General features: G+C 37.4%; 17 protein-coding genes and 1 riboswitch. Of the genes, 4 read left to right on the top strand and 13 right to left on the bottom strand.

All coding sequences use genetic code 11. The annotated features are described in order from the left end of the window. Nucleotides 1–52 precede the first annotated feature (52 nt). The 8 genes from I3259_RS04835 to I3259_RS04800 form a co-directional block, all read right to left on the bottom strand. On the bottom strand, nt 53–1,150 hold the full coding sequence (locus I3259_RS04835) for an amino acid ABC transporter permease (protein ID WP_238028584.1): 1,098 nt from the start codon (nt 1,148–1,150) through the stop codon (nt 53–55). A gap of 5 nt (nt 1,151–1,155) precedes the next feature. Then, nucleotides 1,156–2,355, bottom strand: a complete 1,200-nt coding sequence (locus I3259_RS04830; RefSeq protein ID WP_238028583.1) for an amino acid ABC transporter permease — start codon at nt 2,353–2,355, stop codon at nt 1,156–1,158. A gap of 106 nt (nt 2,356–2,461) precedes the next feature. After that, nucleotides 2,462–3,490 carry an amino acid ABC transporter substrate-binding protein gene (locus tag I3259_RS04825; protein WP_238028582.1) on the bottom strand — a complete coding sequence of 343 codons (1,029 nt, stop codon included), beginning with the start codon at nt 3,488–3,490 and terminating at the stop codon, nt 2,462–2,464. A 587-nt stretch (nt 3,491–4,077) separates the two neighbouring features. Beyond that, nucleotides 4,078–5,307: an OFA family MFS transporter gene (locus tag I3259_RS04820; protein ID WP_238028581.1), complete on the bottom strand. Its 1,230-nt coding sequence runs from the start codon at nt 5,305–5,307 to the stop codon at nt 4,078–4,080. 316 nt (nt 5,308–5,623) lie between these two features. Next, nucleotides 5,624–6,850: a sodium/glutamate symporter gene (gene gltS / locus I3259_RS04815; protein ID WP_238028580.1), complete on the bottom strand. Its 1,227-nt coding sequence runs from the start codon at nt 6,848–6,850 to the stop codon at nt 5,624–5,626. 653 nt (nt 6,851–7,503) lie between these two features. Beyond that, nucleotides 7,504–7,845: a hypothetical protein gene (locus tag I3259_RS04810; protein ID WP_238028579.1), complete on the bottom strand. Its 342-nt coding sequence runs from the start codon at nt 7,843–7,845 to the stop codon at nt 7,504–7,506. A gap of 70 nt (nt 7,846–7,915) precedes the next feature. Continuing rightward, the gene (locus I3259_RS04805) at nt 7,916–10,933 is read right to left on the bottom strand and encodes a bifunctional diguanylate cyclase/phosphodiesterase (protein ID WP_238028578.1); all 3,018 of its coding nucleotides are present in this window, start codon (nt 10,931–10,933) and stop codon (nt 7,916–7,918) included. Nucleotides 10,934–11,176: 243 nt separating this feature from the next. Beyond that, nucleotides 11,177–11,701, bottom strand: coding sequence for a hypothetical protein (locus I3259_RS04800; protein ID WP_238028577.1), 525 nt, complete (start codon nt 11,699–11,701; stop codon nt 11,177–11,179). A 316-nt stretch (nt 11,702–12,017) separates the two neighbouring features. Here I3259_RS04800 and I3259_RS04795 point away from each other — a divergent pair, with 316 nt between their 5' ends. The 4 genes from I3259_RS04795 (at nt 12,018) to I3259_RS04780 (ending at nt 14,169) form a co-directional block, all read left to right on the top strand. Next, a complete protein-coding gene (locus I3259_RS04795) occupies nt 12,018–12,374 on the top strand; it encodes a DsrE family protein (RefSeq protein ID WP_238028576.1) in 357 nt (118 codons plus the stop codon). A gap of 179 nt (nt 12,375–12,553) precedes the next feature. Beyond that, nucleotides 12,554–12,895 (top strand): 5-carboxymethyl-2-hydroxymuconate Delta-isomerase, encoded by a 342-nt coding sequence (locus I3259_RS04790; protein ID WP_005368326.1) that lies wholly within the window; start codon nt 12,554–12,556, stop codon nt 12,893–12,895. Nucleotides 12,896–13,021: 126 nt separating this feature from the next. Then, the gene (locus I3259_RS04785) at nt 13,022–13,414 is read left to right on the top strand and encodes a cystatin domain-containing protein (protein WP_238028575.1); all 393 of its coding nucleotides are present in this window, start codon (nt 13,022–13,024) and stop codon (nt 13,412–13,414) included. Between the two features lie 104 nt (nt 13,415–13,518). Next, on the top strand, nt 13,519–14,169 hold the full coding sequence (locus tag I3259_RS04780; protein WP_238028574.1) for a Qnr family pentapeptide repeat protein: 651 nt from the start codon (nt 13,519–13,521) through the stop codon (nt 14,167–14,169). Nucleotides 14,170–14,228: 59 nt separating this feature from the next. Here the strand turns inward: I3259_RS04780 and I3259_RS04775 are convergent, their stop codons facing one another. The 5 genes from I3259_RS04775 to ccoN all read right to left on the bottom strand — a co-directional run bounded on the left by I3259_RS04775 (nt 14,229) and on the right by ccoN (nt 20,992). Further along, nucleotides 14,229–14,669, bottom strand: coding sequence for a VOC family protein (locus I3259_RS04775; RefSeq protein WP_238028573.1), 441 nt, complete (start codon nt 14,667–14,669; stop codon nt 14,229–14,231). Nucleotides 14,670–14,787: 118 nt separating this feature from the next. Continuing rightward, nucleotides 14,788–16,368, bottom strand: a complete 1,581-nt coding sequence (locus tag I3259_RS04770; RefSeq protein ID WP_238028572.1) for a Na+/H+ antiporter NhaC family protein — start codon at nt 16,366–16,368, stop codon at nt 14,788–14,790. Nucleotides 16,369–16,452: 84 nt separating this feature from the next. Further along, nucleotides 16,453–16,626: riboswitch (Lysine riboswitch) on the bottom strand. Between the two features lie 136 nt (nt 16,627–16,762). Next, the gene (gene ccoP / locus I3259_RS04765) at nt 16,763–18,961 is read right to left on the bottom strand and encodes a cytochrome-c oxidase, cbb3-type subunit III (protein WP_238028571.1); all 2,199 of its coding nucleotides are present in this window, start codon (nt 18,959–18,961) and stop codon (nt 16,763–16,765) included. Further along, a complete protein-coding gene (gene ccoO / locus I3259_RS04760) occupies nt 18,958–19,566 on the bottom strand; it encodes a cytochrome-c oxidase, cbb3-type subunit II (RefSeq protein ID WP_238028570.1) in 609 nt (202 codons plus the stop codon). Before ccoO ends, ccoP begins: the two co-directional genes overlap by 4 nt. Next, complete coding sequence (ccoN, locus tag I3259_RS04755; RefSeq protein ID WP_238028569.1) at nt 19,559–20,992, bottom strand: cytochrome-c oxidase, cbb3-type subunit I; 1,434 nt, start codon at nt 20,990–20,992, stop codon at nt 19,559–19,561. The genes ccoO and ccoN overlap by 8 nt, the downstream gene beginning before the upstream one ends. Between the last annotated feature and the right edge of the window lie 18 nt (nt 20,993–21,010).

Raw genomic sequence — 21,010 nt, 5'->3', positions numbered from 1 at the left:
GGTGTTATCCGTATTAGGTTTTGAAGTACTACTCGTCATAATGCTGTCCTTGCTAACGTTTGTGCCCAGTGTGCAATTTGTTTTCTAAATAAATACTGTAACGTGACATACCAAAACAGAAGATCCAGAAGACTAAAGCAACGAAGACATAGCTTTCAGTTGCAAAGCCTAACCATTCCGGATCGCTGGTGGCTGCTTGTCCTATACCCAATACATCAAACATACCGATAATAAGTACTAGGCTGGTGTCTTTAAATAAGCCAATAAACGTATTTACGATCGAGGGAATAGTAATCTTTAACGCTTGAGGTAGAACGATAAGGTACATTTTCTTCCAATACGTTAAGCCCAATGCATCTGCAGCTTCATATTGCCCTTTCGGGATCGCTTGTAAGCCTCCGCGAATAACCTCCGCCATATAAGCGGAGCTGAACATAACCACACCGATGAGTGCGCGAATTAATTTATTGGTTTCCATTTCTGCTGAAAGGAAGAGTGGTAGCATTACCGACGCCATAAAGAGTACGGTGATCAGTGGAACACCACGCCATAACTCAATATAAACTGTACAGATACTACGGATTATAGGCATTTCTGAACGTCGTCCTAAGGCGAGGACAACACCGATAGGTAAAGAAACCACAATACCGACAATGGCAATAACTAAGGTTATTAAGAGCCCGCCCCATAAATGTGTTTCAACAATCGGTAAGCCAAATATGCCTCCGTAAAGGAGAAAGCCAGCAATGAATGGGTAAATGTTGACAAAAAATAGCCAGATCCATCCACGATAAGGTGTTTTTTCGTAAGCTAATAGCCCAATAAAAAGGGCTAATGTTGCGTAAAAAAGTTTAGGTCGCCACAGCTCTTCTGTTGGGTAAAAACCAAACATAAACTGATCAAAGCGGACGTTAATAAATGTCCAACACGCACCACTACTGGTACATGCATCACGGCTATCTCCTGTCCAGTCAGCATTAATAAATGCCCATTCAACGATGTACCAAATGCCTAAAATAGCAAAGTAACCTAAGATAAATGTCGCGATACTGCTGGTCAAAGAGGAAAATAAGTTGGTACGTAACCAGCCTATAACCCCTACTGTATTGGCTGGTGGTGGTAGATCGGGTTGAAATTGATGTTTATTCATAGTGATTACCTCTCCACCAACGCGACTTTCTTGTTATAGATATTCATCACCAAAGAGGTGAGTAGGCTTAACGTGAGATAGACAGCCATGGTCATTGCAATGATTTCAATAGCTTGACCAGTTTGGTTCAATGTTGTTCCTGCAAAGACAGAAATAAGATCGGGATAACCAATGGCCATTGCAAGTGATGAGTTTTTGGTTAAATTTAAATATTGACTAGTGAGTGGTGGAATAATGATACGCAGTGCTTGCGGTACAACGACAAGGCGTAAGGTTTTATTTCTCGATAACCCTAATGCTTCAGCGGCTTCGGTTTGACCATGACTGACTGCATTGATACCTGAACGAACAATTTCAGCAATAAATGAAGCGGTATAGATACTTAGTGCCAGCAAAAGGGCTGCAAGTTCAGGAAGGATCGTGATTCCGCCTTTAAAGTTAAAACCTTTAAGTTCTGGGTATTCCAATTCAATGGGCATACCTGTGACAAAAAAGGCGATCAGTGGTAAGCCTAAAACTAATCCTGTTACGGTTAATAATACGGGAAGTTGTTGACCTGTTTGTTGTTGTTTTTTCTTAGCATATTGATAAAAGAACAAAGAAATAACAATGGCAATAGCTAAACACCAGCCAACAATTTCAGAACCTGAACCGTATATTGGGTTGGGTATTGAGAGTCCGCGAATATTTAAAAAAACAGCTTCGCCTAAGCTGATGCTTTGTCGAGGAGAAGGAAGTGCTTGGAGTACAGCAAAGTACCAAAAAAAGATTTGAAGCAATAAAGGAATATTACGAAATACTTCAATGTAAACAGCGGCTAAACGGCTGATTAACCAGTTTGAAGATAGGCGAGCGACACCCATGATAAAGCCGATAATTGTAGCAAGGATAATCCCTAATGCTGCGACTAACGCAGTATTTAATAATCCGACAACAAAGGTTCGCCCATAGGTATAAGTTTCATCATAATCTATTAATGTTAATCCAATACCAAATCCTGCTTCTTGGCTAAGAAAGTCAAATCCAGTTGAGATACCACGAGACTCTAAATTGGTGAGGGCATTATTAACAATAGAGTAAAAAAAGAATACCAGTCCGATAACAGCAATAACTTGAAAAATAATAGCCCTAAAAGTAGGGTTATAAAAAATATTCTGTTTGGATTTTGGATTAGATACATCCGATGTATTTGGTGTAGGAGCCATACAACAACCTCAGTTCCTATTGAGATGTAAAATTAGGGACCCGTTACCGAATCCCTATATAGTGCTACGTTGTACTATTTTGTTAGTAAATGTCTTATACGAACGATTAACGAATTGGTGGTGCGTATTGGATACCACCGTTCGTCCAAAGTGCATTTAAACCACGTTTGATTTTAAGTGGTGAACCTTCACCAACAGTACGTTCAAAGCTCTCGCCGTAGTTACCCACTTGCTTGATGATCTGGTAGCCCCAATCATCTTTAAGCCCTAAACCTTTACCTTTTGGTCCATCTAAACCGATAAGACGACGAATGTTTGGATCTTTTGATTCTTTTGCTAATTTATCAACGTTAGCAGAGGTAACATTGAATTCTTCTGCATTGATCATTGTGAAGAGTGTCCAGCGAACAACGTTAAACCATTGGTCATCACCTTGACGTACCACTGGGCCTAAAGGCTCTTTAGAAATAATTTCTGGTAGTACAACGGCTGAACTTGGATCTTTTAAGTTTAAACGTAAAGCATATAGACCCGATTGATCTGTTGTTAATACATCACAACGGCCAGAATCAAAGCCTTTAGACGTTTGAGGTGCAGTATCAAATACAACAGGTTTATAGCTCATACCATTTACTCGGAAGTAATCAGCAAGGTTAAGCTCCGTTGTTGTACCTGATTGCACACAAACTGCTGCACCATCTAATTCTTTTGCGCTTTTTATGCCCATGTCTTTTTTCACCATGAAACCTTGACCGTCGTAATAGTTAACGCCAGTAAAGTTCAGACCTAATGATGTATCACGGTGAAGTGTCCATGTAGTATTACGTGATAAAACATCAATTTCACCAGACTGTAATGCGGTAAAGCGTTCTTTTGCTGTCAGTGGGATGTATTTAACTTTTGATTTATCACCAATGGTTGCTGCCGCAATAGCTTGACAGAATTCTACATCAAGGCCTTCCCATTGACCTTTTGCATTAGGATTTGAAAAACCAGGTAGACCTGCACTTACGCCACATTGGACATAACCTTGTTTCATCACTTTGTCTAACGTAGCTTCAGCATTGGCGTTTGCAGCAAAAAGGGCAGTTGAAGAGGCTAACGCCGCAAATACCACTGATAATTTATTAGCCATTTGTACCTTCCTTTGTTGGTCTTGATGTGAAATTAAAAATGCATCAGTTAATAATTTTAACAACATGTTAACAGTTGTTAATTATAGGAAGAGAAAAGAAAAGGTCTAGTGAGCAAAAAGATGTAGATCACGAAAAGCTAACAAGATGAAAATTAGAATAAAATAGTAATCATTACTATTTGTGACTAATTATTCACGGTGGTTGATTTTAAAAGTGTGGTATTAGTGATGATGATAATGACGATATATTGGTGTGTTTCTTGCGTTGTAGCTTTATTTAAACGGTTGTTTAAAGTTAATCATAATGAGGTATAAGTTGTAAGGCGAGGGGCTTTAAAATATTTAATGTGCATAAGTGTGATTTATTATGCATTGCGGTGGGTGTATTTAGTTGTAGTTAAAGTGTTCAGTGTTTTGTTTTATTTTGAATTTAAATATCGCATTAAATTAGTTAATAAAGCATTTAAGCCTTATATTTTTACATTACTTGGATTGTTATTGTTAATTTGTTAAAAGGTGGGAGATACTGTCTTACAAACAAGAAAGACTCAATAAAATTGAGTCTTCCTTAAGTGTTTTTTTGTTCGTTATGCGTTTGCAGCTTTTGCTGCCAGTGCGACTGAATCTACTTTTTTGGTCACAAAAGAAAGCACAACGGCAACACCAAGCATAATAGAACACACACTATATGCCAGTGTATATGTGCCTGTAGTATCAACAGCGAACGCAGCTACAACGGGACCAATGAAGCCACTTACGCCCCAAGCGGTGTAAAGTACGCCATAGTTTGCCCCATAGTTTTTCAAGCCATAGAAATCAGCAATGATGGATGGGAATACAGCAAGTAGTGTACCGTAACCAATACCTGCAACAGCGGCACCAATAATTAATGTGAAATCAGACGTAAACGTTGCGAACATAACCATGTTTATTGCTTGCATAATAAAGGCAATCATCAGTGTTTTAATGCCACCGATCTTGTCAGATAAAATACCAGCAGCTACACGACCACCAGAGTTGAATATTGCTAATATAACAACTAAGTATGCTGCATCAGCGATGTTTGCTTGCGTTGCTGCAATAGAAGTGATGTTACCAATGATCATCAAACCTGATGCAGAAGCAAATGCATACATTACCCATAGAGAGTAAAACTGTGGTGTTTTTAACATGGAACGCCAGTTTAGGTCAGCAACATTACCTGATTTATTATTTACGTCATAACCTGCAGGTACCTCTGGTGTATAGCCTGCTGGTGGATTGTTAATAGTACAAGCAAGTGGCACTGCAATAACAAGTACTGCAATACCTAAAACTAAAAAGCTAGTGTTAATGCCAACTTCTTTAATTAGGAAAGATGTTAGTGGGGCTAGGTATACAGCTGCTAAACCAAAGCCTGCTGCAATTAAACCGTTGACAAGGCCTTTCTTTGAAGGGTGGAACCATTTCATTGCAGAAGGGCTTAAGCATGCGTAGCCAAAACCGATACCACTACCCGTTAAGATACCGAATGTTATGATCAGTAGCATAGGAGAGGTGGCAAAACTTGAAATGATCATGCCTAGGCCAACCATCACTGTACCTAAAATGAGTACACGTCGTGGACCCATACGGTCTTGAAGAATACCTGCTACTAATAATGATAATGAGAAGGTAATAATCGCAACAGTGTAGGGTAGTGAAGCGTCGGCATTTGACCAGCCTAAATCAACAACAAGTGCTTTTTTGAAAACACTCCATGCGTAAAGAATACCCATACACAAATTAATGCAGAATCCAGCAAGTAAGATCTGCATTGCTCTATCAAATTTTTTCATACTTCTCTCAATTAAGACGATGTTAGCAAATCACTTTGCCAACGAAAATAATGTTATATCTAAATGGGTTTTTTAAAGTGCGCGAATCTTATCAAGATTATTTAAATTTAAAATTGGCTAGAAATTGTTTGTTACAAATGAGATGAAAGTATGAAAGTTAGAGTGTAACTGAATTTGAATGGCGCTTTTAATTAAGGCGGATGTAACTGAGTTGTTATTTGTTTGAGGTAATGTTGAGTATTAAAAAGGAATTATAGTAATAAAGGGAAAAGATCACTCTTTTCCCTTTATACAGTATTAAGTGTTATTACTTAAATTAGTGTCCAAGGAAACTAATATAGCCTTGTAGAACAAGAAGGTTAGTAATATCAATAAAGAAAGCACCTACAATAGGTACAACCATAAATGCTTGTGGTGATGGTCCATTTCGAGATACAAGCGCACCCATATTCATTACAGCTGTTGGTGTTGCACCCATACCAAAACCACAGTGACCACCTGCAATAATTGCTGCATCGTAATTCTTACCCATTACGCGGAAAGTAACGAAATAAGTAAATAGAGCGAGCACAATGGTTTGTACTACAAGAATAACCAGCATAGGTAAAGCAAGATCCATTAATTCCCATAAATGTAGGCTCATAAGTGCCATAGCAAGGAATAAAGATAATGAAATAGTACCTAAGGCATCAACGGTTTCCTTATTGATTTTGTAGCACTTAGTACCCTCACAAACGTTAGTAATGAAGACACCAATGAAAAGTGCGTATACAAACTCAGGAATACGAAGCGCATTAATACCGAAGCTATCAACAAACTCTTTTGCATGTGATGCACCAGCAACGCAGACAAGAAGAATAAATAGCACTTCAATCGTATTCTTTGAGGTAATACGATCTTCTTCTTTATCGCTGTATGTTACAAGATCTGGATGATCAATGTGGTGATTACCACTTTCACCAAAGTCTGATTTTAGATTGTATTTATTAATAAGACGCTGAGCAACAGGGCCTCCAATAATACCACCCATCACTAAACCAAACGTTGCACACGCCATCGACAATTCAAGCGTGTTTAAGCCATAGTCAGTCGAGAAGGTTTGCGCCCAAGCTGCACCTGTACCATGACCACCCGATAATGTAATCGAGCCAACAACAAGTCCCAGAAGCGGATCAAGACCAAGCAGCTTACTTAAGCTAACACCAACGGCATTTTGAATAACGATAAATACTGTTGCTAGTGCTAAGAATAAGAATACGCGTGATCCACCTTTAGCCAATAGTTTGTAGCTAGCAGCAAGACCGACTGTTGCAAAAAACATTTCCATTAACGCATTTTTCATACTTAGCTTGAAGCTAATATCAAACCCATGGAAATGAAAAATTGTGATAATAACAGCAACAACCAAGCCACCAACAATCGGCTCTGGAATGTTATATTTTCTTAAAATCGAAACTTTACTATTAATAAAGTAACCTAGAAAAAGCACGATTATTGCTATGAGCAATGATTCGAGCTCATTAATTTGAATAGTTGTGTTCATCGATAATCTTCTATTGTACTTCTTTGATGCTAATTTTAACGTTTAAAAGGTATTCTTACCATATTGCTATTCATTTTATAATGTAGTAGCTAATTAAGCTTTAAGTAGTGATATTGTATCAAATATCGAATATACCCACTTTAAAAAGTAAACAAAGTAACATTTTGGTGTTTTTATTGTTGTTTGGTTGTTTTATTTTTATGTATCAATGGTTGTTATTTTTCATGAGTGAAAACTGCAAATAAAATTTACATAAATATTATCTTTTAAATTTAAATCTTTTGATAAAACAGGTGGTTATTGGCTTATCATTGTCTAAATCAATAGGCTGGGTCATATTTATAACGAAATATGCACTGTAATACGAAGGTTAAAATGCAATTTAAGTTGTTATGAATGCAATTGAAAAAAAACGCAATTTTCTCACAATATAAGATTGGTTGTTTTTCGAACTAATTTTTTTGAATTTATTTGGATAAAAAATTCAAAAAACGGGATGATTTACACTTTAATAGTATTGAATGCTGTAATTTGTGCTTGTTTTTTGAGTTATTTTTATCAATGCTAAAAGTTATTGTAATTTTATTTGGTTTTTGACAATAAGAAAAAAGGAAGCCGTTGTGATAGCTTCCTTTTGATCAATGAAGATAAGATCAGTTACTGTATTTTTTTAGTTTTAGATCTTTTTTAAGCTGCTGAATATAAGCGATACGGTCAGGATCTGCTGGTCTTGCTTGTAATTTATTGTTTTCTAATGTTTGTGCTTCATCTGGTAAGACACAACGACCACTTACTCTTTCATGGTGTTGTTTGGTTTCAAATTCAGCACGCTTTGCAGCTAATTCTTGTTCACGAGCCATCGACTCACGGGCTTTACTTTGATCCGTTGCATCGACAACGACATAGCTATTACGTTTTTGCTGCCGTTGCTGGGCTGTGCCACCGAATTGCTCTCGCTGCTTGATAAAGTTATTTAAATGGTCATCAAAGCTCATCAACGCATCCTACATAAACAATTCTATTACCATAATGATAAGACACATTGAGAATGATGAGAACCTTGTTTTAATTTAAAATTGGTCTTATTGCATTTGCCGTCAAATATTTGTTCTCAAAAGCTGATAATGGCAACGGTTTGTCAAAATAATACCCTTGCAATTCTTCCACACCGAGAGATTCTAAGAATTTAAGTTGATCTTTCGTTTCAACACCTTCTGCGACAATTGTTAAATCTAAATTATGAGCAAGTTCAATGATAGATCGACAAATCGTAATACTGTCTTTGTTAAAAGGTAAGTCTTTGATGAACTCTCTATCAACTTTTAAGATATTAATAGGGAAGCGCGAAAGATAAGCGAGGGAGGAATAACCTGTTCCGAAATCATCAATAGCGATTTTAATACCAAGTTCACGTAAAGACTGAAGCTGTTTTAAAGCAAAATTAACATCACACATCAGTACGCTTTCTGTTAATTCAAGCTCGATAAAACGAGGGTTACAGCCTGTATTTTTAATTGAGTGTGTAATCGTTTCAACTAAGTCAGCCTCTAATAACTGTCTTGCTGAAATATTTATTGCAATATCAAAGTAATATCCTTTATCTTGCCACGTTTTTAATTGAAGGCAGGCTTGATTTATCAGATACCGTCCAGCATCGATAATGAGTTCTGATGATTCTAAAACAGGAATAACATCAATAGGTGAACGGTATTCTCCTTTGTTGTTTTTCCAACGTAGTAGGGCTTCAACACCGCATAAGGAATGTGTATTGGCATTCACTTTAGGTTGATAGAAGTATTCGTATTGATCACTACCAACGGATTTTCGTAAGTCAGATTCAAGTATTAAACGTTGAATATTTTCTGCTTCCATTGATTCAGTGAAATAGCAGTAGTTACTTCCTGCCAATCCCTTAGCACGATATAGAGCAATATGTGCATATTTTTGTATCAGCTTGGGATCTGCTTCTGCATCTGTACTTAATGCAATACCAATGTTAGTTGAAATAGAAAGAACCTGGCTATCAATAGACAATGGCGCATTAGTGTTTTTTAGTAATCGCTCAGCCAATTGTGTGATTGTTTGTATATCGTGAAATGATCTTATTAATATGCCAAATTCATCACTATCGATACGAGCTAAAACATCTGTTTCACGTAAATTAGATTTAATTCGCTTTGATACGATCAAGAGGATTTTTTCGATATCTTCATTACTCATGGATTCATGAAGTTGTTTAGTTAATTCTAAATCAATCACTATGATAGCAATTTGAGCCTGATGTTTGATGGCTTCTTGCATGCTGTGAGCAATATCCTGTGTAAACATCGTTCTGTTTGGTAACTGAGTTAATGCGTCATAGTGTGCGAGACGGTGTAATCTGTTCTCATAACTGACTCTATCTGTTATATCTTTACTCGTTGCGATGTAGTTACAAATATTGCCATCATCACCACGAATAGGTGAAATGGTATAATCCATATAGGTTATATTATTATCATTATTTTTAGTAATAACATGTCGAATTGATTGCCCTGATACCAATTTACTAATGATTTCATCTCGTTCGCTCTCATTATCAATATAGTCATCAAAGCATATTGAACTGTGATTACCGATAAGTTGATTTATAGGTTTATTACTCATTTTCACGTAAGCGCTGTTTACGTATTGAATAAAGCCATTCTTATCAGTAATGATAACGGATTCTGTACTTTGTTCTGCTGCTCGAGATAAGGCTTGTAATTTTTTTTCGCGATTAACCCAATAGGTTACGTCAGCAATATGAAGTAAAATATTATCTTCAATATTATTAACTTGTTTAGTGGCAATGACTTCTAAATGTTTAGAGCGCTTATATTTTAGTTTTATATGGGTTTTCAAATGCTCTGTATTAGGTAATTGATCGATAGTATTGAGTAAGGTTGTTAGCTCATCTTGTATTTGTTGGGAATTGAAAAGACTAATCAGCGGTTGATGTAAAGCACGGGAGTGAATATTCAGAATTTTAAAAGCAGCATCATTAATCGCTGTAATCACTCTATTTTTATTCAGGACAACAATACCATCTTCGCTATTCTTAATAATTGCAGCATATCTATTAAGGTGATCATCACGCTGTTGTCGTAATGTTTGTTCATTTTTATGGTTTTTAACCAAGCGATATATCAGTGCGATTGAGCTGACAATTAAAATAAAGAAAGTAATATAAATTGCAGCTAAACGTATACGAGTAAAGTTTGAAAAATAGAGATCGTTAAGTGCTTTATTTAAATTTAAGGATGAAATTAATACCCATTCTGAACTACTTTTATCTATGTTCTTACTCAGGTTCATATTTTCAAAAATCACGGGGGTATAAGTGTATAGATAGTCGCCAATGATTGTTTGCCCTTTATTTAATCGCTTTATTGTATTCCACAAGTAAGGGTAGGACACAGAAAATAGTACACTACTATCGCTATGGCTATTATGTTGTTGCTGATTCAGTGACTGTTGATAATAGGGTTGAGTGATCCATTTTGCGTCATTATCAATAATAAAACTGGCTCGTTCTTTACTGTTTGTTACATTGTTAATTGGTAGTTGGTGGTAATCTAATTGAATGACCCAGTGGCTATGTGTGAGTTTTAAATGCTGATAAAAGGATATTTTATTATTAGACTTAATAATATAAGTCATTTTATTTTTAAGTGAAAAGGTATGATCGATATTTCGTAACTCTTGTGGGTCATTAATTAATTTACTGTAATCAATAGAAAAGCCATCTTTACCTTTTTGTAGGAGAAGAACCTGAGTATTTTTATAATCAATTAACCTTATTGAGTCATAAAGCTCTGAATTAACAAGAATAGTTTTAAATTGCTTTAGTACATTGGCTTTTTCTAAAACTCGCAATGGTTCATGAAGCGGTTCTTGCTGTAATTGATAAGTTAAGCTATTTAAATCTTGAGTGACAGTATTGAGATGTAAATTAGTAATTTGTACAAAAGATTCTAATTGACTGAGTTCGTTTTCTTTAATGTGCTCGGTAAGCTGAATACTGTCTTTTTGGTAAAAATAGAGACTTAAAATAGTCACCATAGCTACCAATGGTACTAAAATGGCAAGAAGATACGGCTTTAACCCATTCACATAAACACCTTAATATGAATCTATAGACATACAGATAATAAGTTTATGCTAAACGGTTCATATAGTTAAGAGTAAATGACGAAAAACGTGATGAGGTAAATATTTCAAACTACCGGTAGTATATGGTTGTATCTGTTAATTTTAGAAATAAGTTTCGTGAAAGTGTAAATTATGGATTTTTTCACTAAAACCTTATTTTATATTGCTATAAAACCGATTTAACTGCTCAATAATAGAAGATTTTCCCTCGTAATTAAAAATTGTTTTTACAGTATGATCTGGCACTTCAAAAATATGCTTAATAGCATCTGCACTTTCGTTAGAAATACCATTGATACGATACTCTAAACGTTGATGAATTAATGAGTCTGTTGCGGTGACATAAATCATATCGATATCTGTGATATTTTGACGTAGAAAATCACGATGTTGCTTTTTATAAGCACCTTGCGTTACCACTACACGAGGATAAAGAGTACGGAAGTGATTTACTTTTTGGCTAATACGAATAAAAAAGTCATCTCTCATCGCATCAGTAAAAGGCTTGTTTGCACGGATGACTTCACGCATTTCATCAGTTAAATCATCATCGGCATGGTAAACGAACCAATCGTCATGAGCACCAATTACATCGCCGACATAAGATTTACCGGCACCAGAAAGACCAAATAAAAATAGGACTGATGGTGCATGGGTTAGTTGAAGACGATGACTCATTTTATATTCTCATTCTAGAGGTTAAATACACTTCAGCTGGTATAAAGAATCGAGTTAAATCAACTGAGGCGGTAATGTGCCAAATTATTCGAGCTGAGAATAGTAGAATATGCATATAAAGTGAATTTGAGATAAGAATGTGCGCTAACTGAATGTTTTGTAGACGCTCAGCGCAGTAAAGACATTAGAAGTGTGAACTGTGAGATTAATTGACTATTGCTATTCGTGATAAGTAGTGATCGGGATTTTTATACATTTAGTCTCATTTTGTGTGACAATAAAGAAATTCGATTTTATTTTTTATTAAGAGTATTGGATGCAAACTATTTTAATCGTGATCAATGACGCTCCTTATGGCTCTGAGCGACCGTTTAATGCATTACGCTTAGCAATTAAACTTAATGAACAGGAAGAACAACCTGTAAGTCTCAAATTGTTTTTAATGTCTGATGCTGTGATGTGTGCGATGAAACAACAGAATCCGGTTGAAGGTTATGATATTCAACAGATGCTTGAAATTCTTATTGCACAGGGGAGTGAGGTCAAGTTGTGCAAAACGTGTTGTTGCGCGCGTGGACTATCGGAATCGTTACTTATAGAAGATTGTGCAATAGGAACATTAGATGATTTAGCAAGTTGGACATTAAATGCAGAAAAAGTATTAACGTTTTAATCATTGTGCTCTGTGATCTAACTTTAGAGAAAATGGTTATTTTTGTACAGAAATCACAGAAAGCAAAAGAACTCAGCTACTACGTGTATTTATTATCAAAAAGCCGATCAAGCTAAGAGTTATCTTAGTTATATATGCTAGTGTCATTAAGTAAACTATTCATATATAGGAGATAAACTGTGCCGCATTGCATTATTGAATATGCCAAGGATCTTGAAACAGAGATTAATTTAAATGAATTAATGGCAACAACACATTACGCAACGTTTAGTTCAGGGCTTTTTGATGAAGAAGATATAAAAACTCGTGCTATACCTTATGAATTATATCGAACAGGGACAACAGAAAAGCCTTTTGTTCATATTACCGTAAGGGTACTTCCAGGTAGAGATCCGAAACAAAAAGATAATTTATCTGAAGTTATTTTGCATCAAGTAGCAGCAATGTTTCACAATGATATTTGTGTCACTGTAGAGATTGAAGATATTAATCAACAATCTTATCGCAAATACGTTATATAAAAATGCAAATATTTTTGCTTTAAATTATCAATAAAAGTAATAAATCAATGTTCAAATAAAAAATATTTGCACTCACTCGCATTTTCTGTTGATATATATGCAGATAATGTGGATTAGGATTAGATGATGCATAAGAAAATTTTGTTAATTGCTTTAAGCTCAGTAGCATTAGTTGCATGTAACTCTGCGAAAGAGGTAACTTCGAACGAGGCGAATATGCAAGAAAGTTGTCATTTTTCCCAAGCTGTCGTTGGTGGTTGGGCAGAAGGTGATGTAACACCTGAAGTGGAACAAGCAGCAAAAGCAGCCGTTAAAGCTATTTCTGGTGATCGTCAGCTAGGCAAGATCTATCATGTAAGACAGCAAGTTGTTGCTGGTATGAATTACTCAATTACATTTAGCATTGAAAATGGTGATTACTACAATGCTATTGTTTTCCGTAGTTTACAGAATACTTATGATGTTAAAGAAGTAAAACAAGTGCCATCAGCCGTTTCTAACTGTGATGTTCATAAGTAACTAAAATATTAAGTTATCATTGAAATTATAAAACGCTATTATTGAGTAATCAGTAATAGCGTTTTTTGTTTGAATAGTCGAAGAAGAATCAGAAGAGACGATATATGCATGTTGTAGGTCAGTGTTATCAAGATGAAAGCTTTTCTCAACAAGAATTGTCTGAATTTATTTTTGAGAATTGTCAGTTCTATCGTTGCGATTTCTCACGTGCAAATTTAGTTGAAGCGAATTTTATTAACTGTAATTTTATTAATGCGGGAGATGATAAAGGCTGTGATTTTTCATATTCAAAACTTAAAGATGCAAGTTTTAAGCAGTGTAACCTGTCGATGGCAAGTTTTCGTAATGCACAATGTTTTGGCATAGAGATGCGACAATCTAATCTTCAAGGTGCCGATTTTCAATATGCTTCTTTTTCAAATTATATTACCCATAGTACCTTTTTTAGCTCTGCATTTATAACGGGCTGCAATTTACGTTACAGCAATTTCGAAGATGTGAAATTAGAGCAATGTGAATTGTTTGAAAACCGATGGAACGGGGCGAATTTGTTGGCAACATCGTTTAAAGGCTCAGACTTAAGTCGTGGTGAGTTTTCTTCTGAACAGTGGCGTCAATGTCTTGTAGAAGACGCAGATCTTTGCCATGTTGATTTAGAGGGGGTAGATATTCGACGTGTTAATTTAAGTGGTGTAAAAATTTGCGATTGGCAACAAGAGCAATTATTAAGTCAACTTGGCATTATTGTGCTTTAGTACTGTATAAAAAGGTCGGTATTATTGAAAGAAATAATACCGACAAACAATGTTATTGCTTACCATTCACCTTGGTTTTGCATCGATGCCCAAGGTTCAGCTGCTTCTAGTGCGTCGCCTTTTTGTAGTAGTTCAATTGAAATACCATCAGGTGAGCGAACAAATGCCATGTGTCCATCACGGGGTGGACGATTAATGACAACACCATTATTTTGTAAATGAGTACATAAATCGTAAATATTATCGACGGCAAAAGCGAGGTGACCAAAATTACGGCCACCAGTGTAAGATTCTGGATCCCAGTTATATGTCAATTCTAATAAAGGCGATTGTGTTTCTTTTGCTGTTTCTGCCTGATTAGGTGCAGCTAAAAATACCAGTGTAAAACGTCCACGTTCGCTTTCTTTTCGTCGAATCTCTACCAGACCAAGCTTATTACAGTAAAAATCCAGTGAAGCATCTAAGTTGCTCACTCGTACCATGGTATGTAAGTATTCCATTCTATTTCCTAACTTTTATACAAAAAAATCCCCGTTGTATTAATACGTAGCATAAAGCAATTGAGTATTAAAACGAACGGGGATTATTAGATTTTATGAGCTAATATTAGTTGTATATTTATGCTGTTGCCGCTTGTTGGTGTTTCTTATGACGACGTAGGTGAATTGTACAACATGCTAAGAACCATACAGAGCTAACAGCGATACCTGCAATTGTTGAAGATAAGATACCCATTGCTAAGTAACCTAATAATGCGCCAATAGCGACAGTTAATGCATAAGGAAGTTGGGTCATTACGTGATCCATATGGTGACTACCAGCGCCTGTTGCAGACAAGATACTTGTACTTGAAATAGGTGAGCTGTGATCACCAAATACAGAGCCTGCAAGTACTGCAGATAACATTGGCATTAATAGGTGAGCATCACTTGCTACCGCCATATCACCAGCAAGCGGTAACATGATACCGAATGTGCCCCAACTTGTACCTGTTGCAAATGACATTGCACATGAAAGAATGAAGACTAAAGCTGGCAGTAATTCCGTTGGGAAACCACCTTTTGTTAAAGAGGCTAGATATTGGCCTGTTGACATATCACTCACAACAGTACCAATAGTCCATGCAAACAATAGGATGATAATTGCAGGTATCATTGCTTGCACACCTTGAGGTGCTGCAGTTAACCAAGTCTTACGTGGCAGCTTTAAACGTAAAGCCAGTAGAATAGAAACAGCTAGACTACATAAAGACGCATTAACTAATGAAGCACCTAGATCGGTATGCTCTAAAGAAGCAATCAAGCTAAAAGCCTCACCTTTTGCGCTTAATACTTCAGCACCACTGATGATCATAAAGATAACGCTTGAAACAGTCAGTGTTAGAATAGGCAATACCATATCAATCATAGTGCCTTGGCCTTCAGACTCAGTAGTGATCTCTAAACCTTTAGGGTGGCCTTTAGATTCATCCCACAGCTTACCTTCTTCTGCCCATGCTTCGTGTTGACGCATTGGACCAATATTAAGTTGGAAGAAAATAACAACGATAACCATTAATAGCGTGAATACAGCATACAAGTTCATTGGGATCATTTGAACAAACAATGAAATAGCACTGATATCTGTAATGTGGTTGGTTACTAAAATACCGCTAAGAATAGCAATAATGTAAGCACCCCAAGAAGAAATTGGCGTGATAACACAAACAGGTGCAGCCGTTGAATCAAGTAAGTAGGCAAGTTTTGCACGCGAGATATTGAAGCGATCTGTCACTGGGCGACAAATAGGCCCCACAGATAAGCTATGGAAAAAGTCATCAATAAAAAAAGCAAAAACCATTAAACCCGTTAGCATATTTGCGCTACGACGATCTTTACAGCGGCGAACACCCCATTCAGCAAATGCTTTAGTTGCACCAGTCGCTGTCATTAAGCTGATCAAACCACCAAGCAAAAGCATAAAGATGATCATATTAACGTTACCGCTATTAACAGCACCGTCTGCCCAAACAAGGCCTACAACTTTATTTACGATATATTGAAGCGCCGCTAAAGGACTGTAATCATTAAGAAGGATTGCGCCTGCAACAATACCAAGGCCAAGTGATAACAATACACGTCGTGTAGTGATTGCTAAAACAACCGCCAGCAAGGGTGGTACAACAGATAGCAGGGAGTCAGAATATTGAACTAGATTCATGGATCTCTTAAACACCTATATTAGGTGGAGATCTACCGAAAGGATAGAGAAACAGATTTCAGGAGAAAAAAACTTCTTCGTATCCCTTAGGGTAGCGCTCCATAGACAAAATAACTATGGCAGTTCTGCACTTATTTAATGCAGACCCAGCGATTGTTGACGACACAACAAACACTTCGGCGCCGACTCCTTTCCCCAGACTTCAAAGGTGTCACCCTCCATCTGGATACTTTTAGGCAGCGCGCCTCTACTCAAAGGATTGAAATTTGATGATACCTATTAATTTTGCTGAGGCAATAAAAAGCAGACAAAAAATGCATATTAATTGTAAACATTGTTATTTTTGATGGCATGTTAACCAATTGGTGATGTTACATGCCATTTAGATAAATGCTTATTCTGTTACGCTATTTGGTTGGTTTTGTGTCGGCGGTGTCATTGAATGAATATTTCCAGCGTAGCCACCTTTAATTAAATCTTTTCTTACCCCAGCCACTTCTTCTAGGGTCACAGGTACAGTTCTATCACCTAACTTATTACGGACAAAGCTAATTAACTTCGCGAGGTTGGCATCACTGATCACCGAGTTAAAGCTACTCATCGGCATAAAGTTACTGTCTTGTTCCATGAAGTTTGGCGATAAACCACGAATGGTAACTGCAATGGTATCGTAAGGATCACTGTGCATAATTATCCCATTGTTAAGCAGTGTTGGGGCAATCCCTTTTCTACCTTTACCGTCTTTACCATGGCATGCACCACAGGTTTGAACATACAAACCATATAGTTTGGCTTCGTTTTCAGGATCGTTGCTACTTAACGGTTTTAGCTCAACGGTTTGAATATCAACATTGGCTGGCACCAAGTCACCAAAACCGGGTGGGTTGAGCTGTGGAACCGATCTATCTAACTCGTTATATTTATCGCCAGTGATCAAGTATTCCGAAATGGCTGCGACGTCTTGTTCTGTCAAGAAACGGGTACTGTTTTGTACCACTTCCGCCATGCCGCCAAATGCGGTTCCTTTATCTGAATGGCCTGTTTTCAAAAAGTCGGTTAGTGTTTTTACATCCCAACGATCTTGATATAGTTCTGTTGCGGTAATATTCGGGGCTTTCCAACCATCAATTAAGTTACCTTGGAAGAGCTCTTTTTCTATCAAGGCTTGTGCAACATTACGTGGAGTATGACATTCCGAACAGTGGCCTAACCCCATGGTTAAATATTTACCCCGTTTCCATTGTTCGGTGGCATCTTCTGGGTATTGCAAAGGGTCGGTATTAAGAAAGGCAATATTCCAACCAAGTAGTCCTAAGCGGATATTACTTGGGAACATCATCTTGTTTTCTTCATTACGAGTATTCACAAAATTAAGCGATTGCATATAAGCCCAAAGTGCTTGGGTGTCTTCATCTGTCACATACTGATAAGACGAGTAGGGCATAGCTGGATAAAGGTAACCATGCTTGCCTTTTCCTTTATGTAGCGCATCGTAAAATTCATCGTAGGTGTAATCCCCAATACCATAGGTTGGATGCGCTGAAATATTGGTTGAATAAAGCGTACCAAATGGCGTTAAAAATCCTAAACCGCCGCCAAACGGTTCGCCACCTTCACCAGTGTGACAAGCAATACAGTCTCCTGCATAAGCAAGGTATTGTCCTTTACTGACCATATTCGGATCAAGCGCTGCGAGTTTCTCGTTTTGTCTATTACCTTGATGACGAATATAAGCGCCTAATGCTTGAATTTCGCTATCGCTGAGTTGCTCTTCAAAAGCAGGCATAAGATTATTTAAGCCATATTTTACCGTTGAAATAATACCTTCAACGCTGCCATCGTGAAGCCAGATATTATCGGTTAGATTTGGCGCACCAATTGCAGTATTACCTTTTGCATTACTGCCATGACAAGCCGTACAGTTAGCATCAAATACGGTTTTACCGAGCTCAAGCTTGACCGCTGGCTCTGAGATAATGCGGTTTTTTTCAAGTGAAGCTACATAATATGAAACATTCTCAATTTCTTCTTCAGTCAGAATATCTTTCCAACCAGCCATGACCCCGTTACGACCTTTAACAATTGAATGATGGATTGCCTCATCACTGCCACCATAAAGCCAAACGGTATCACTTAAATTAGGGAAATGAAGCTGACCTTGTGCTTGATTTAAATGGCAAGCCGCACAATGGGTTTGAAATAAAGCACGACCCGCGACCACAATTTCAGGTGAAGTACTTAATGCTTGAAATGATGTATCTCCATTAGGCACTTGGCTAATTTGCTTGGTTAACGAGGTGGGAGAGGTTGAAGCAGCTTCACTACTTGATTGCCACTTCATAAGTCCTTGCCAGTTTCCCATGCCAGGGTAGAGCACCAAAAAAACGGCAGCAATAATGAAAGCGAGAAGATAAGAAAGGAGTAAAAGGTTTGGTACGGCGGCATCGTTTTCATCAATACCATCGAAGCTATCGACGGTTCGATTAGCGTTGGCTGCACTGTTTTTCTTCCAGTAGTACGCAACAACGACGATCATAATTGCGAGAAAAATAAGGGTTAGGATAATGACCCAACCACTCCAAAAAGTACTCATGGTCGTACTCCTTGATCTTGTCCCAGACTTTGTAAATAGGCGATTAATGCCTGTGCCTTGGTTTTACCTTTTACTTCTAATCGTGCCTGTTTAATTTCCTTATCAGTGTAAGGAACACCAAGGGTGCGTAATGCAATCAGTTTTGCATCAATATCTTCACCATCGAGTACTTGCTCAAACAGCCAAGGGTAAGAGGGCATAATCGACGTAGGTACAACATCGCGGGGATTTCTTAGGTGGATGATGTGCCATTGATCTGAATATTTACGACCTAAATTGGTGAGATCAGGTCCAGTACGTTTTGAACCCCATAAATTGGGATGTTCATAAATATCGTCACTTTCTCGGCTATATCGTCCATAACGTTTAATTTCTGCATTTAAAGGACGAACCATCATGGTATGGCAAGTATGACAACCTTCACTGATATAAATATCGCGACCAGAGACCTCTAACGCAGTTAATGGCTTCGCGCTTGATTCAGCAATTAACTTATCTTGGTAAAAAAAAGCAGGAAGTACCCATACTAAGAACGAAAAGGCAGCAACCAAAGTTGTTGCAACAATGAGGATCACGACAGATGAGGTAAAGTCTTTATTAATCATAAGTATCTACCTTTTCTGTTGCTACATTTCGGTGCTTATCCGATTGAGGCTTTGGCTGTTTTAGCGTTCTGTATAGGTTATAAATCATTAATATCAGACCTAATACAAATAACGCACCACCGATAAAGCGAACTAACATCCACGGCGCACTGAAGTTCATCGCTTCGACAAAACTATAGCTAAGCGAGCCATTAGGATCTTCTTTTAACCACATATAGCCTTGTCCAATCCCAGCAATCCACAGTGCAACGGCATAAAGTGCAATCCCAATATGCGCAAACCAGAAATGCCATTTAACTAAACGGTTTGACCACAATTTTTCGTGACCAAATAAACGAGGGATAAAGTAATAAAATACGGCAATGGCAGACATGCCAACCCAACCCAAGGCGCCTGAATGCACATGGCCGATGATCCAATCGGTATTATGAGCAATCATGTTAAACCAGCGAATGGCTAATAATGGTCCTTCAAAAGTCGCTAACGCGTAGTAAACAATGGCAGAGAAGAAAAACCACATAATGTAATCGTGCTTTAGTTTCTGCTTATTGTTAAGCAAGGTCATGATGCTGTTAAACGCGCCCCCCCAAGAGGGAAGCCATAAAATTAACGACATCACAATACCAAGATTTTGTAACCAATCTGGGACAGAAGAATAAATAAGATGGTGTGTACCTGCCCAAGTATAAAAGCCGACTAAGCCCCAAAAGTGAATAACAGATAAGCGGTAAGAATAAATAGGGCGCTCAGCAATTTTGGGGATGAAATAGTAGTTCATACCAATGACGCCAGCGGTTAATAAAAAACCAACCGCATTATGTCCCCACCACCATTGCACGATGGCATCTTCAGCTCCTGAGTAAATAGAGTAAGATTTCCACATCGTGACAGGTAATTCGAGGTTGTTAGCAATAAAAATCATCGCAATAACAATAATAAACGCGCCGTAAAACCAGTTAGCAACAAAAATATGATGAACGGTACGTTTGGCAACTGTCATAAAAAACACAATGGCGTATATCACCCAGATGACAGCAATCAAGATATCAATCGGCCATTCAAGTTCAGCATATTCTTTTGAGGTAGTAAAACCTAACGGTAGGGTAATAAGAGCGAGAATAAGGATAAATTGCCATCCCCAAAAGACAGACCAAGCAGCAGTGTTGTTATATAGCGGGGTTTTACAGGTACGTTGGACAATATAAAAGGATGTTCCCATTAAAAGATTAACGACAAAGCCAAAAATGACGCCATTAGTATGCAATGGACGAAGACGACCAAATTGAAAGTATTCAGAATCGAGGTTAAGAGCAGGCCAATAAAGTTGCGCAGCTAAAATAACACCAATTAACATACCGATGAACGCCCAACAAACACTAGCGATCATAAAGTACTTAACGATTTTATAATTATACTGAGTATCCATCGTCATAACCTTAGCAAG

It is taken from the genome of Photobacterium sp. Ph5 (assembly GCF_022129445.1).
Classification (GTDB): domain Bacteria; phylum Pseudomonadota; class Gammaproteobacteria; order Enterobacterales; family Vibrionaceae; genus Photobacterium.
This window is presented reverse-complemented; position numbering and strand designations above follow the sequence as displayed.

Bases quoted from the DNA above. Each gene is read 5' to 3' on its own strand.
- I3259_RS04820 (WP_238028581.1), bottom strand. From the start codon at position 5,307: ATGAAAAAATTTGATAGAGCAATGCAGATCTTACTTGCTGGATTCTGC.
- I3259_RS04825 (WP_238028582.1), bottom strand. From the start codon at position 3,490: ATGGCTAATAAATTATCAGTGGTATTTGCGGCGTTAGCCTCTTCAACT.
- I3259_RS04770 (WP_238028572.1), bottom strand. From the start codon at position 16,368: ATGAATCTAGTTCAATATTCTGACTCCCTGCTATCTGTTGTACCACCC.
- I3259_RS04830 (WP_238028583.1), bottom strand. From the start codon at position 2,355: ATGGCTCCTACACCAAATACATCGGATGTATCTAATCCAAAATCCAAA.
- I3259_RS04795 (WP_238028576.1), top strand. From the start codon at position 12,018: ATGCAAACTATTTTAATCGTGATCAATGACGCTCCTTATGGCTCTGAG.
- I3259_RS04835 (WP_238028584.1), bottom strand. From the start codon at position 1,150: ATGAATAAACATCAATTTCAACCCGATCTACCACCACCAGCCAATACA.
- gltS (WP_238028580.1), bottom strand. From the start codon at position 6,850: ATGAACACAACTATTCAAATTAATGAGCTCGAATCATTGCTCATAGCA.
- ccoP (WP_238028571.1), bottom strand. From the start codon at position 18,961: ATGAGTACTTTTTGGAGTGGTTGGGTCATTATCCTAACCCTTATTTTT.
- ccoN (WP_238028569.1), bottom strand. From the start codon at position 20,992: ATGGATACTCAGTATAATTATAAAATCGTTAAGTACTTTATGATCGCT.
- I3259_RS04810 (WP_238028579.1), bottom strand. From the start codon at position 7,845: ATGAGCTTTGATGACCATTTAAATAACTTTATCAAGCAGCGAGAGCAA.
- I3259_RS04785 (WP_238028575.1), top strand. From the start codon at position 13,022: ATGCATAAGAAAATTTTGTTAATTGCTTTAAGCTCAGTAGCATTAGTT.
- I3259_RS04775 (WP_238028573.1), bottom strand. From the start codon at position 14,669: ATGGAATACTTACATACCATGGTACGAGTGAGCAACTTAGATGCTTCA.
- I3259_RS04780 (WP_238028574.1), top strand. From the start codon at position 13,519: ATGCATGTTGTAGGTCAGTGTTATCAAGATGAAAGCTTTTCTCAACAA.
- I3259_RS04805 (WP_238028578.1), bottom strand. From the start codon at position 10,933: ATGGTGACTATTTTAAGTCTCTATTTTTACCAAAAAGACAGTATTCAG.
- ccoO (WP_238028570.1), bottom strand. From the start codon at position 19,566: ATGATTAATAAAGACTTTACCTCATCTGTCGTGATCCTCATTGTTGCA.
- I3259_RS04800 (WP_238028577.1), bottom strand. From the start codon at position 11,701: ATGAGTCATCGTCTTCAACTAACCCATGCACCATCAGTCCTATTTTTA.